The sequence below is a fragment of the Pseudomonas sp. R3-41 genome, from assembly GCF_054161485.1.
Genome location: NZ_CP096421.1, coordinates 3,329,381 through 3,343,094, shown reverse-complemented (window position 1 = coordinate 3,343,094; position 13,714 = coordinate 3,329,381). Strand labels below are relative to the sequence as shown.

The following is a 13,714-nucleotide window of genomic DNA, read 5'->3' as shown; positions in this document are numbered from 1 at the left end:
TCTTTTAGAAACTGTGAGAAATACGCAGCGCCGTGGTGTAGCCCTCGGCGCGGTTTCGCGCATCGAGCTCCTTGTAGACGTGCAGCCACACCGGGGGTATGCCGGGCTTGAAGTAGCTAACCGCCGGCCCGACCGCCAACACCCGGGCGCGATTGCCCGCTTCCAGGCCCGGCGCATCGTCGTCGGTGAATTGCCGGTAGTAAAAACCGCCCACGCCGACGGTCCATGGGCCGACGTGTTGGCCCACGGCGAATTCGTGACGGTACTCGACGCCATTCTTGTAGTCGGTGGCGTGGTTGCGCGTATTGATGTCGGCTTCGAAGCTCGAAGACACCTCGAAACCGCTGTCGGAGATGTACGTGGCGTTGAGGATCGGTGAGAAGGTCCAGTGGTTGAGACCCGGTGAGATCAAGCGATCCTTGTCGTAGTCGCCCGTGGGGGCCTGGATCTGGAACTGGGCGTTGACGAACAGGTTCGGCGACAAGGTCCACTGCAGGATCACCGGCAGCACCTGTATATCGGCCATGCGGAACGGATCGGCTTCCAGGTCCAGCGGGCCGATGGGTGTCTGCACCCGTACCGAGGCGTCCATCTGGAAGAACGGCACGACGGCGCCGAAGCCGTACTTGGCGCCCAGCACGGTGTAATCGGTCATGTGCATGTAGGCGACGCCGAGGGACAAGATATCCAGGGACAAATTGTTGTCCACGGACTTACCGTGACGATCCTTCTGCACGTTGGCCGAGTAGAACGCGGTGCGCAGGCCGACGGTGCCAAAGGGCGTGGCCGGCGGCATCATCCCCGCGCCGAAGTCGTAGACCCCGAACGCCGTGGTCGGCGCACCGTTTTCGGTGCCATGGGCAGCGCTACAGACAGCGATCAATCCCAGGGTTAACCCAGTACAGCGCAAGACGTTGGTTTTATTCTTCTGATTCATCGAATGCCCCTCCCGACCATGTGGTGTAGGGGTCATCCTAGGGAGCCGGCCAGTCAGCCGTTATCCGTTTTCAGCACAGATGCGTGCGACGCAGGGTTTGTGAAGGTGTCTCGCCGAACAGCACTCGATAGTCGCTGGAAAACCGGCTCAAATGCCAGAAGCCCCACCGTGCCGCCACCTCCTGTACACCTTGGGCATGGCCGCCGCTGCGCAGTTCACGACGCACGGCATTGAGGCGCAACGCCCGCAAATAGGCCACGGGGTTGATGCCCAGCGTCTCCTGGAAGCAATACTGCAGTTTTCGCCGGCTGGCACCGATGTGGTTGCACAGGTCGAGGATCGACAGCGGCTCATCGACATGGGTCAAGGCATATTCCCGAGCGCGGTCGACCATGCGCTTGCGCGCCGTGGGGTTGAGCGGCGGCGCCTCATCCGGTGCCACCAGTTCCAGTATGTGCAGCATCACCGTGTCACGCAGGCCACGGCGGATCGACTCGTAACCCAGTAACGAGTCACGCCCCTGCTCGCCGCCTTCAAGCTCATCGAACAACGCCGTAAGCTCGGCGGGCAACGTCGAGTTGCCGAGACGGTAACACTTGGGAAGATCGGTAATTCGAAAGCGACTGCCCTGTCGTTCCAGCACATGCTCCAACGCCTGCTCGTCGATGGCGACACCGAGCAGGTCCAGATGTTGAGGCGTGCGCAGCTCAGGCAGGTTATGGCCACGGGCAACCAACAGGCTGGACTCGACAATCGGGTGCCCGGAGCAAAAGACCGGCCCGTCCGCACTCAGCGGCACGCTGAAAGTGATGGACCCCTCCCAGGCCATGCCTTGCTTGGTCAGGGCCTGGTTAGAGCGGTCGCGCACCAGCTGCATCCACTCCGAGCGGAACTCGATCAATTCACCGTCGAAGCGCCCGGGGGTCAACTGGTCATAGCAAACCTGCCAACCGCCCATGTTCCGGGCGTGCTCGTCGATGTCCGTGGTGCGAAACCGATTGATCGGCAGCATCGGCAACCCATCCGACGAGACCACGGGCTGCGCCATGTTGTCATTGTTCATTGACCCGACCTTTGATGATTCCAGGGCTTATGGATCAAACCCAGGCAAGTTCCATTCCGCCTGGCAGGCCACTCGTTCAATTGTGCCGAAAACGGATAGACTCCTTCACCTCTCCTGACAAAAATCCAGCGCGAAGCGATCATGAACGAAATGACCCTGGATATCGGCATCGTCGCCGAGTCCATTTGCCAACCGCGCACTTTGGTATTCCTCGCCTACCCGCAGATGGGCCTGCTGGACCTGACCGGCGCCCAGACCGTGTTCTGGGCCGCCACCAAAGCCATGACCGAACGCGGCCTGCCCGGCTACGCCATGCACACCGCCAGCCTGGCAGGCGGGTTGATGCAAAGCGCCGAGGGCCTGGTCGTGGCTACCCGTGCCCTGCATGAACTTGATGGGACGCTCATCGACACCCTGATCGTCCCCGGTGCACCGGACATACGGCAGGCAATGATCGACTGTGTCGACCTGGTGCAATGGCTGCGCGATGCTTCGGCCCAGGCCAGGCGCACCGCATCGGTGTGCAGTGGCACCTTCCTCATGGCCCAGGCCGGGTTGTTGGACGGACGCCGGGCCGCCACCCATTGGGCCATGTGCGAGATGCTCAAGAGTGGGTTCCCGTCGATCGAGGTGGACCTCGATGCGATCTTCATCCAGCAGGGCAACGTGTGGACCTCGGCCGGGGTCAGCGCCGGCATCGACATGGCCCTGGCATTGGTCGAAGCCGACTGCGGTCGCGACGTGGCCTTGCAGGTGGCCCGTGAGCTGGTGGTGTTTCTCAAGCGCCCCGGCGGGCAGGCGCAGTTCAGCCAACTGTTGCAATTGCAGATGCAGGAGAGCGCCGGGTTCGACGAGTTGCACGTCTGGATCTCCGAACACCTGGACGACAATGACCTCACCGTCGAGCGGTTGGCCCGCCAAGCCAGGATGAGCCCACGCAATTTTGCCCGGGTCTACAAACGCCACACCGGGCGAACCCCGGCCAAAGCCGTGGAAATGTTCCGCCTTGAAGCCGCGCGTCGAATGCTCGAAGACTCCCAGCGAAACATCGACCAGATTGCCTGCGCCTGCGGCTTCGGGGACGAGGAACGAATGCGCCACACCTTCCAGCGCCACCTGTCGATTTCGCCCCGGGAGTATCGCAACCGGTTTTCCCGCTGAGCGCGAGCCCTGCGGCGTCGTCCTGTCAGGCCACTTGCCTGGATCCCTCCTGCGACTCGCCCTGCTCGGCCAGGAGCGCGCTGCAACGGGAACGCAACCAACGCTCCCCCGGATCATTGTGCGAGGCGCCGCGCCAGACCATGGAAAGCGCGTGCTGGGGCAAGCAGATCGGGGCCGCTTGCGCGCGCATGCCGGTCGTCACAGCCATGGCGTGGGCAACGTAATCCGGCACGATGGCGATCATATCGCTCTCGGCCAACAGCATGGGCAAGGCGCTGAACTGCGGCACGGTCAAGACCACCCGGCGCTGGCGGCCCATCAGGCATAACGCGCGGTCCGAATCATCGATGACATTGCCCATGGACGACACGACGGCATGGGGCCGACGGCAGAATTCGTCCAAGGTCAGTTCGCCGGGCTGCGAGTCGGCGCGTAACAGCATCGGCCGAATTGGCCGCAGTGTCTTGCGCCGGGCATTGGCCGGCAGTTCCAGGGTTGGGCTGATGCCCAGGGAAATCTCGCCGCTGGCCAACAGTTGGGATACCTGCCATTGATCGGCCCGGCGCACCACCAAGGTGGTGCCAGGTGCCTCGACCCGCAGGCGGCGCAACAGCTCCGGCAGCAACGCGTACTCGACGTCATCGCAAAGGCCGACATGGAAGGTCGCCTCGCTGGTGGCCGGCTCGAATGCCTGGCAACGGCTCAAGGCAGCGGCGATGCCGTCCAGGGCCGGTGACAGATTGGAGAAGATTTCCCGCGCCCGGGAGGTCGGCTCCATCAACCGTCCGGAACGGATGAACAAGGGGTCATCGAACATCAACCGCAGCCGCGCCAGGGCGCTGCTGATCGTTGGCTGACCGAGAAACAGCTTTTCGCTGACGCGGGTCACGTTTCGCTCGTGCATCATGGTTTCGAAGACCACCAGCAGGTTGATGTCAGCACGACGCAGGTCATTTCTGTTCATCATAGTCGTCGCCCCAGGCACCAGGCCATTGAGTCAGGAGTGGACACGTTCATCGCCTGCGTCCTCCATCAAGGCCTGCGGCGACGAGGTGTTGAAAGCGTAATCCCCGCGGCGCACCCGGTCTGTTGTACGTGGGGACACTCGTCTCACCCTTTGGGCCACGTCATTGATACTTCGGTATACACCCACGCCGGACGCCCCCTGCCTTTGTGGCGAGGGAGCTTGCTCCCGCTGGGCTGCGCAGCAGCCCCAACACTGTCAACGCGGTGTGCCAGGTTGATCCAGTCCGCTTGGATTGGGGGTGCTTCGCACCCCAGCGGGAGCAAGCTCCCTCGCCACAGGTTTGTGTTTTGTTGGCCGATGGCGTGGACTGTTCAAATCCCATTATTTGCGCCCCCGACCTGTGGCGAACAGTGCACTTTGTGGCGAGGGAGCTTGCTCCCGCTGGGCCGCGCAGCGGCCCCCTCTTTGTCACGGCCTGGCGGGATTTCAGGGTTTTATGTCCTACCTCAAGCAAAGCGGCGCTTCGTAAGATACGAACCGATGCTCTGCCCCCGACATCCCAGAGCGAGACCATGTAATAACAGAAGGTCTGCCAGCGTGCCCCTACCCTCCGCGATGCTCAAGCATGTCTATGACAGCCTGCGATACACGCCAAGCCAGGGTGGGTCTCGGCCGTCGATGGGCATCAGCACCCACCCACTGGTCAATGCCCTGGGCTGGGCGGTGGGCCTGGTGGTGGCCTGCGGGATTTTCATCATCAATTCCGAAACCCATTCCGACCTGGCCCCGACCCTGCTGTACATCACCTTGTTGTTAATGGCAGCCAACCTGTTTTCCATCAACCTGGTGATCACCGTCGCGCTGATGTGCATGGGCCTGCTCACCGCGATGTTCTTGTACAACGGCGGCTATCACCGCTGGGAATCGACCACCGGCTTCTTCCGCTGCCTGACTGCATTGTCGGCGATCGCCTTCCTGGCCCTGCGCAGCAAGCGGGCTTGCGACAATCTACGGCACAACGAGGCCTACCTGATCGGCGCCCAGCGCCTGAGCCAGACCGGCAGCGTGGGCTTTCGCGGTGATCGGCAAGCGCTGTCCTGGTCGCTAGAGTCGGCAAGGATCTTCGAGTACCCGCCCAACAAGACACCGACAGTGTCGATGATGCTCGAGCGCACCCACCCTGAAGACCTGGAGTTGGCTCGTGGGGTTTTCCTACAGGCCGCCGCTGGCGAACCGCAGATCGAGGTCAAGCTACGCCTGCTGATGCCGGATGGACGCATCAAGCACATCCACATGATCGCCAGCCCCCTGTTGCTCCAGCACGGCCGATGCCAGTACCTCGGCGCACTCATGGACGTGACGGCCAGCAAGCAGGCCGAAGAAGCGCTGTTCCGCGCCCAGAGCCAACTGGCCCACGTCACGCGCTTGACCTCCCTGGGGGAAATGGCCGCGTCCATTGCCCACGAGGTCAACCAGCCGCTGACGGCCATCACCAGCAGCGGCGAGGCCTGCCGCCGGTGGCTCGAACGTCCCGAGCCGGATCTTGGGGAAGCCTTGGATTGTCTCGATCGGATCGTCGCCAACGGCTGTCGCGCCAGCGAGGTCATCAGCGGTATCAGGGCGCTGTCGCGCAAGTGCGATCCGTTGCGCCAACCCGAGAGACTGGACGACATCGTTCGCGAGACGCTGAACCTGGTCCAGCAGCAAATGGCGCATCATAAAGTCCGGACGAAGGTGGACCTGGCAGCGCCCGATGGCCGGATCAGCGCGGACCGGGTACAACTGCAGCAAGTGATCATCAACCTGATCATCAATGCCTGCCACGCCATGGATGGGGTCAAGGTCCACGAACGAACTCTGCACATACGCACCTGGACGGAGAATGACGAAGTGCTGCTGGAGGTGACCGACCACGGAACCGGCATCGCGCCCGAGGTCCTGCCGTCATTGTTCAATGCGTTTTTTACCACCAAGGAAAACGGCCTGGGGATGGGCCTCTCCATCTGCCGCTCCATCATCGACTTCCATGACGGCAGGATCTGGGCGACCAGCGAGGCCGACCAAGGCACCTCGTTCAGGTTCGCGCTGCCACGGCTCACTTGCACCGCTCTGTCGGCAAGCAGCCAATGAACGCCATAACGAGCCCGGTCATCGACAACGGCCCCATCGTCTATATCGTTGACGACGACGCACCGCTGCGCCAATCCCTTGGTAGCCTGCTGCGCTCCATCGGCCTGCAGGTCCATCTGTTCGGTTCGGTCGCGCAGTTCATGGGCCATCCCAGGCCAGACGTGCCCAGTTGCCTGGTGCTGGATGTCCGGCTGCAAGGTACCAGCGGCCTGGATTGCCAACGGCAGCTGGCCGCCGCCAATGTTCTATTGCCGATCGTGTTCATGACCGGTCACGGTGACATCGCCATGACCGTGCGGGCGATGAAAGCCGGTGCCGTGGACTTCCTCGCCAAACCGTTCCGCGAACAAGACCTGATCGACGCCGTGACCGCCGCCCATCACCAGGACCGCCAGCGGCGCGAGTCCGAACGCGGCCATCGGCAAGTGCTTGACCGTCACGCCACCTTGACGCCCCGGGAACAGCAGGTCATGGCGCTGGCGGTGTCGGGCCTGATGAACAAGCAGATCGCCGGGGAACTGGGCTTGAGTGAAATCACCGTAAAAATTCACCGCGGCCAGGCCATGCGCAAGATGTGCGCGCGCTCGTTCGCCGATCTGGTGCGCATGGCCCAGGTGTTGGAACTGCGCGGCAAGCATTAGAAAGTTCATACCCACGTATACTTGGCGGAACCATCGGACGGCGTATCTTGCAGTGACACGGGCGCCTTTATGGCTACCTGATATCACCTCCAGGTATCGACATGTCCAACACGGCAATTATTTCAATCATTGATGACGATGAGTCAGTTCGAATTGCATTGGATGGCTTGTTACGTTCCCATGGTTACCAAGTTAAAACATACGCCAGCGCCTTGGATTTTCTATCTTTTGGTGAACTTGAAAGCACGGCGTGCCTGATATCGGATGTTCAAATGCCCGGCATGACCGGTATTCAAATGTACGATCGATTGGCGACCCTGGGCATTCTTATCCCGATCATCTTCATCACTGGATATCCCGGCGTCCCCCCTCGTGTCAGCGTTGCTGCACCCAAGCCAGTGGCATTTTTCCCGAAACCCTTTGACTGCGCTGAGTTGATCGCCTGCATCGAGTCGGTACTCACCCGGTCTGCTTGACCACTGCGCCCCTTCATACCTTCGTATAGATCACCCCTACCCAGGCATAGCCCCGATGACCTTATGTAGAAGTGTTAAACACAGGTCCTGCCAATAAGCTTTCCCACAGCGAACCGAAACTGAATGTGCTCGATATCAATTCATTGAAGCCCGGCATTTTTGGAGTAGTTCGCGACACGGTCACGCTGAAACAGTTAAACAAATCAACGTATCGATTTTGTCTTCGGGAGCTCATCATGAAACAACATATTCTGGTTGTTGGCGCAGGTTTCGGCGGAGTCTGGAGCGCATTGAGCGCCGCCCGCCTACTGGACCAACACGATCGCAATGACGTGCAGATCAGCGTCCTGGCCCCCCAGGCTGAACTGCGCATCCGACCTCGCTTCTACGAGCCAGACGTCCATACCATGGCCGCACCGCTGGGTGACCTGTTCGACGCGGTGGGCGTGAAATTCGTCCAAGGCTCGGCGAGCAGTATCGATGTCGACAATAAGCGGGTTGGCTACGTGGATGTGTTCGGCACCCAGGGCACCCTGGGCTACGACCGCCTGGTGCTCGCGGCGGGCAGCCAACTGGTTCGCCCTGACCTCGAAGGCATGATCGAGCACGCCTTCGACGTTGATGAAATCGAACAGGCCACCCGTCTCGAGGCCCACCTCAAATCCTTGAAAAATCTGCCAGACAGCCCGGCCCGCAACACGGTGGTGGTGGCTGGCGGCGGCTTTACCGGGATCGAAACCGCCACCGAAATGCCCGCACGCCTGCGCGCTGTCCTCGGCGAGGACGCGGACATCCGTGTCATCGTGGTGGATCGCGGACCGCAGATCGGCGCAGCGTTGGGCGACGGTATTCGTCCGTCCATTGTCGAAGCGTCCGAGCACCTGGGTATCGAATGGGTCCTCAACGCCTCGGTCGAGTCGGTGGATGCCGGTGGCGTTACCCTGTCGAGCGGCCAGCGTATCGAGTCCCATACCGTGATCTGGACCGTGGGGTTCCGCGCCAGTCCGCTGACCCAGCAGGTTCCCGGCACCCGTGATCGCCAGGGTCGCCTGCACGTCGATGCCAACCTGAAAGTCCTGGGCCAGAACGACATATTTGCCACCGGTGACGTGGCCTACGCCGCCACCGACACCCTGGGCAACTACGCCGCGATGTCCTGCCAGCACGCCATCGCCCTGGGCCGCTATGCCGGCAATAACGTCGCGGCCGACTTGCTGGGCGTCGCGCCGATAGCCTACAGCCAACCCAAGTACGTGACCTGCCTGGACCTCGGTGCCTGGGGCGCGGTGTATACCGAAGGCTGGGATCGCCAACTCAAATTGGTCGGGCAAGAAGCCAAGGAGCTCAAGACCCAGATCAACACCGTGTGGATCTATCCGCCGGCGGCTGATCGCGCGGCCGCCCTGGCCGCGGCCGACCCATCGATTCCGGTGGCCTGAGCCCCGTATCCGACCCCGGCCAGTCCCTCCTTTCTGCGCCGGTCTTTCCCGGACGCCTGCCAACGATACTTGGGCAGGCGTTTTTTTTAGGCGCACGTCCCCAAGCCAGGTTGAATATCGTCACTGCCCAGCAAAATCCGTAGCAATGCCCGCCCCTTACGCCTTGTGCACAAGGTAAGGTAGGCAGAAATCATCCGGATCGAGGTGTGCCGTGGCGTCCTATTCCTTGCGTCAGCTGAAGTACTTCGTCACCACCGTCGAATGTGGCAGCGTCGCTGAAGCGTCCCGCAAGCTGTACATCGCCCAACCGTCGATCGCCACCGCCATCAAGGGCTTGGAAGACAGTTTCGGCGTGCAACTGCTCATTCGTCATCACGCCCAGGGCGTATCGTTGACGCCCGGTGGCGCGCGTTTCTACCGCAAGGCCCAGGAGCTGTTGCGCATGGCCCGGGAGTTCGAGCAGAACGCGCTGGCCGACAACGACGTGGTCAGCGGGCAGATCGACATCGGCTGCTTCGAAACCGTCGCCCCGCTCTACCTGCCGCGGCTGATCGCCGGTTTCCGCGAGCGCTTTCCCGGGGTGGAAATTCGCGTACAGGATGGCGAACAACAGGAGCTGGTACAAGGCCTGACGGGGGGGCGTTTCGACCTGGCGATCTTCTATGAACACGACCTCGACAGCACCATCGAGACCGAAGCACTGACGGCACCGCAACGCCCCTATGCGCTGTTGCCGGCGGGCCATCGCTTCGCCGATCAGGCCCAGGTGTCGCTGCGTGACCTGGCCCTCGAACCGATGATCCTGCTGGACGTACAGCCCAGTCGCACCTACTTCGTGAGCATCTTCGAAGAGCTGGGCCTGACGCCCAACATTGTGTTCAGCTCGCCGTCCATCGAGATGGTCCGAGGCATGGTCGGCCAGTCCTTCGGCTTCGCCGTACTGGTGACCCGCCCGCACTCCACCTGCACCTACGACGGGCAGCACCTGGTGTGCGTCGACATCGCCGAGGACGTGACCGGTTCGGCGCTGGTGGCCGGCTGGCTCAAGCGCGCCCACCTGACCAAACCGGCCCAACTGTTCGTGGATTACTGCAAAGAACAGTTCAAGCAATGGCTGGCCTGATGCCCATGCCACCACCCCGCCAGACATTAATCCTTGTGGCGAGGGAGCTTGCTCCCGCTGGGCTGCGAAGCGCCCCCAAAACAAGCTGACCCAATCAACCTGGCACACCGCGGTGAACGCGTTGGGGCTGCTGCGCAGCCCAGCGGGAGCAAGCTCCCTCGCCACAAAAAGGCTGTGTTCGCCACAGGTTCGGTCTTTGCAAGTGAATGGGGTTTGAATGCCCCACACCACCGCCCAGTCAAACACCAGACCCTGTGGCGAGGGAGCTTGCTCCCGCTGGGGTGGCGAAGCGCCCCCAAAACAAGCTGACCCAATCAACCTGCCCCCCCGCGGTGAACGCGCTGGGGCTGCTGCGCAGCCCAGCGGGAGCAAGCTCCCTCGCCACAAAAAAACGGGGTTCGCCACAGGTTGGTGGTCGCCAATAATGGATTTTGAATAACCCACACCACCGCCCAGTCAAACACTAGACCCTGTGGCGAGGGAGCTTGCTCCCGCTGGGGTGCGAAGCGCCCCCAAAACAAGCTGACCCAATCAACCTGGCACACCGCGGTGAACGCGTTGGGGCTGCTGCGCAGCCCAGCGGGAGCAAGCTCCCTCGCCACAAAAAGGCTGTGTTCGCCACAGGTCGGTCTTTGCAAGTGAATGGGGTTTGAATGCCCCACCCACTCTCCCGCCATACACAAAGCGGGGCTCGTCAAAAGCGCGGTTCGCTGTCTAGCGAGCCGCCCAGGCATTGAACCGTTGTTCCAGTTCCTCGCCATGATCGACCCAGAATTCCGCGTCCACGGCTTGGGCTTCAGCCAGGTTGGCCTCGGCGGTGGGCAACTGTTCCTGTACCGCCGTCGGCAACAACGCCAGTGTCTTGCGGTGCACCGGCCCATAAGGGATGTTTTCCGAAAATACCTTCTGGGCCTGCGGCTGGCTGGCAAAGGCAATGAACTGCTCGGCCAGGGCCTTGTTCGGGGTGCCCTTGACCACGGCCCAGTACTCCGGGTCGTACAGGCTCTGGGGCCAGACAATGCTCAACTTCATGCCTTCCTTCTGCGCCGACGCGATACGCCCGTTGTAGGCCGCACTCATCGCCACGTCCCCCGCCACCAGCCATTGCGCCGGTTGCGCGCCGGCCTCCCACCACTGGATGTTCGGCTTGATCTGGTCCAGTTTGGCGAAGGCCCGGGATACGCCTTGGGGAGTGTTCAACACCTTGTACAAGTCCTGGGACTTGACCCCATCGGCCAGCAAGGCGATCTCCAGGGTGTACTTGGCCCCCTTGCGCAGGCCGCGCTTGCCCGGGTACTCGGCGACGTTCCAGAAATCCGCCCAGGACCTGGGTGCCTTGGCGAGCTTGGTCTGGTCATAGGCCAGGACCATCGACCACACATAGGTGGCGACACCACACTCATTGAGCGCACCCGGCACATAGTTCGCCGGGTCGCCAAGGCCTGTCAGGTCGAGCTTTTCGAACAAGCCTTCCTCACAGCCCCGCAACAGCTCCGGGCTTTCCACTTCGACCACGTCCCAACTGGTGTGACCGGCCGCGACCATCGCCTTGATCTTCGACAGCTCACCGTTGTATTCGCCGGCCACAATGCTTCCTGCACCGCTGGCGTTGAAGGGTTGGAAGTAGGCCTTGTCCTGGGCCTGCTTGGTGGCACCGCCAAAGGAAATCACGGTCAAGCTCTGGGGCGCGGCCATGACGCTGGAACTCAACAACGCCAATGCACACGCAATATTGCAACGCAAGGATCTGGACATGGAGCGGTTCCTCGAAAATGCCGGCTCGCCCGCACGAGCCGGCGACGGGACTCAAGGGTGGCCGTAAGCGCGGGCGGTGTGGTCTACAGCAATAAGGCTCTGGTCGGCCCATTCGTTGATGGCGGCATGACGGGCCGCCAGCATTTTCCTGCAACGGAAATCGTTCACCTCGGCATCTCCTGGTCACGGACCATTGGGTTCACTGAGATAGCTCGCCAACCGATCCATCAAGCGATCGCAGGCAGCCATTTGTTCAACGCTCACGTACTCGTCGGGCTTGTGCCCCTGGTCCATGCTGCCGGGGCCACAGACCACCGTCGGCACGCCGGCCTGGTGAAACAGGCCGCCTTCGGTGCCAAAGGCGACGGTGCTGAAAGCGTCGCTGCCGCACAGTCGCGCAACCAGTTGGGCGGCCGCGCTTTCAGGCGAAGTGGCCAGGCCCGGGTAGGCCGACAGCGGCTCGAAACGGATCGCCGTATCCCCCGCCACCGCCTGCATCGCCGGCAGCAGGGTCTGTCGCGCATAACCTTGCAATTGCTCGACCACCACGTGCGGATTGAAATCCGGCAAGGCGCGCACTTCGAAGTCGAAACGGCAATCGGCCGGAACAATGTTCAATGCCGTACCGCCCTGGATCACCCCGACCTGCACCGTGGAAAACGCCGGGTCGAAGCGTGGGTCGTGCCGTGACGGCTCGGCCAGCTCTGCACCGATCTCGCCCAGTCGACCTATCAGGCGCGCGGCCTGCTCGATGGCGTTGACACCGTAAGGTGCATAGGCCGAATGGCAGGCCGCGCCTCGAACATGGCAACGCATCGCCAACTTGCCTTTGTGCCCCAACACCGGTCGGAGTTGGGTGGGTTCGCCGATCAGGCACAAGGCCGGTTGAGGGATGCGTTGTGGCAACACCTCCAACAGGCTGCGCACGCCCAGGCAACCGATCTCTTCGTCATAGGAAAACGCCAGGTGCACCGGCCGGCTCAGCGGGCTGGACAGAAACATCGGCACCGCCGCCAGCACCGAAGCCAGATATCCCTTCATGTCCGCCGTACCGCGCCCGAACCATTTGCCGTCTATCTCGGTCAGTCGGAACGGATCGACCGTCCAGGCCTGCCCGTCCACCGGCACCACATCGGTGTGCCCGGACAACACCACGCCACCGGGCACCGACGGGCCAATGCTCGCCAGCAAGTTCGCCTTGGTTCCCTCGGCGTTGTAGATCAGCTCGCTATCCACGCCCAGCCCTTGCAAGTAGTCGCGCACGAACTCGATCAAGGCCAGGTTCGAATCGCGGCTGACCGTGGCAAAGCCCACCAACCGTTCGAGCAACGCCCGGCTGCGCAGCTCACTCATCACCCGGCACTCCATAACTCGGCGCCAGGGTCGGGTTGAGCGCGCGGGTCAGGTAATCCTGCAGTTGCGGCTGATAGGCGAGCCAGAGCTTTTCCAACTCGCCGATGGGGTTTTCCTCGGCCCAGTCCACCCGCAAATCGACGACGGGCCACGTCAGGTCATCGACCACCGACAGCGCTGCCGAATGCACCGCCCCAGCCTCCCCGCCCGCCGCCTGCCCGGCCTGTAACGCACTCATCAAGCGTGATGCAAGGCAGCCACCGCCCTGCTCGAAGGCGGTGACCATGGCCTCGATCACCGCAGCGTTGGCCAATAGATTGCCGGCCGCCACGCATTGCTCACCGGCCACGGCGTTGTGAGTGCCCAAGGTATGTTCGCCGCTGAACATCGCCGTGCGGCCCTCGGCATCGATTACCGCCACCTGGCGGTATTGGCTGTAGCCGTTACGCCCCAGGATCCGCTCCAGCGCCGCTTGCGCCACCTGGCCACCGGCCAGTTCATCGAGCACCTGCGGCCCCAGGGCCGGCAGGGTAATGTTCTGACTCGACACCGCGCCGACCCCCGCTCGCAACCAGGGGCACCGGGCGCCGACGGCAATGCTTGAGGAGCTGATGGCGATGCCCAACTGGCCGGTTTCGGCACAGCGTCCAACGATGGAAAAGGTCATGC

12 protein-coding genes are annotated in these 13,714 nt (G+C 62.4%); 6 read left to right on the top strand and 6 right to left on the bottom strand.

All coding sequences use genetic code 11. The annotated features are described in order from the left end of the window. Positions 1-4 precede the first annotated feature (4 nt). Both M1D99_RS14925 and M1D99_RS14920 read right to left on the bottom strand, forming a co-directional pair. Positions 5-937: a SphA family protein gene (locus tag M1D99_RS14925; RefSeq protein WP_186705817.1), complete on the bottom strand. Its 933-nt coding sequence runs from the start codon at positions 935-937 to the stop codon at positions 5-7. Between the two features lie 70 nt (positions 938-1,007). Continuing rightward, positions 1,008-2,000: a helix-turn-helix domain-containing protein gene (locus tag M1D99_RS14920; RefSeq protein WP_186729295.1), complete on the bottom strand. Its 993-nt coding sequence runs from the start codon at positions 1,998-2,000 to the stop codon at positions 1,008-1,010. A 150-nt stretch (positions 2,001-2,150) separates the two neighbouring features. Here M1D99_RS14920 and M1D99_RS14915 point away from each other — a divergent pair, with 150 nt between their 5' ends. Further along, complete coding sequence (locus tag M1D99_RS14915; protein WP_434576473.1) at positions 2,151-3,161, top strand: GlxA family transcriptional regulator; 1,011 nt, start codon at positions 2,151-2,153, stop codon at positions 3,159-3,161. A 25-nt stretch (positions 3,162-3,186) separates the two neighbouring features. Here M1D99_RS14915 and M1D99_RS14910 read toward each other — a convergent pair whose 3' ends face one another. Further along, positions 3,187-4,128 (bottom strand): LysR family transcriptional regulator, encoded by a 942-nt coding sequence (locus M1D99_RS14910; protein ID WP_434576187.1) that lies wholly within the window; start codon positions 4,126-4,128, stop codon positions 3,187-3,189. 678 nt (positions 4,129-4,806) lie between these two features. Between M1D99_RS14910 and M1D99_RS14905 the strand changes: the two genes are divergently transcribed. The 5 genes from M1D99_RS14905 (at position 4,807) to M1D99_RS14885 (ending at position 9,937) form a co-directional block, all read left to right on the top strand. Next, on the top strand, positions 4,807-6,258 hold the full coding sequence (locus M1D99_RS14905) for a sensor histidine kinase (RefSeq protein ID WP_458132142.1): 1,452 nt from the start codon (positions 4,807-4,809) through the stop codon (positions 6,256-6,258). Continuing rightward, complete coding sequence (locus M1D99_RS14900; protein ID WP_434576185.1) at positions 6,255-6,899, top strand: response regulator transcription factor; 645 nt, start codon at positions 6,255-6,257, stop codon at positions 6,897-6,899. Before M1D99_RS14905 ends, M1D99_RS14900 begins: the two co-directional genes overlap by 4 nt. Positions 6,900-7,000: 101 nt before the next feature. Next, the gene (locus M1D99_RS14895; RefSeq protein WP_186705814.1) at positions 7,001-7,375 is read left to right on the top strand and encodes a response regulator transcription factor; all 375 of its coding nucleotides are present in this window, start codon (positions 7,001-7,003) and stop codon (positions 7,373-7,375) included. Positions 7,376-7,611: 236 nt separating this feature from the next. Beyond that, positions 7,612-8,814, top strand: coding sequence for an NAD(P)/FAD-dependent oxidoreductase (locus tag M1D99_RS14890; protein WP_434576183.1), 1,203 nt, complete (start codon positions 7,612-7,614; stop codon positions 8,812-8,814). A 211-nt stretch (positions 8,815-9,025) separates the two neighbouring features. Next, positions 9,026-9,937: a LysR substrate-binding domain-containing protein gene (locus tag M1D99_RS14885; RefSeq protein WP_186705812.1), complete on the top strand. Its 912-nt coding sequence runs from the start codon at positions 9,026-9,028 to the stop codon at positions 9,935-9,937. A gap of 714 nt (positions 9,938-10,651) precedes the next feature. On the opposite strand, the gene M1D99_RS14880 is transcribed toward M1D99_RS14885, so the two are convergent. From M1D99_RS14880 to M1D99_RS14870, 3 genes are all read right to left on the bottom strand, one after another. Beyond that, positions 10,652-11,632, bottom strand: coding sequence for an ABC transporter substrate-binding protein (locus tag M1D99_RS14880; RefSeq protein WP_434576468.1), 981 nt, complete (start codon positions 11,630-11,632; stop codon positions 10,652-10,654). Positions 11,633-11,875: 243 nt separating this feature from the next. Then, on the bottom strand, positions 11,876-13,045 hold the full coding sequence (gene argE / locus M1D99_RS14875; RefSeq protein WP_434576181.1) for an acetylornithine deacetylase: 1,170 nt from the start codon (positions 13,043-13,045) through the stop codon (positions 11,876-11,878). Beyond that, complete coding sequence (locus M1D99_RS14870) at positions 13,038-13,712, bottom strand: DUF1028 domain-containing protein (RefSeq protein ID WP_186729291.1); 675 nt, start codon at positions 13,710-13,712, stop codon at positions 13,038-13,040. The genes argE and M1D99_RS14870 overlap by 8 nt, the downstream gene beginning before the upstream one ends. Positions 13,713-13,714 lie beyond the last annotated feature (2 nt).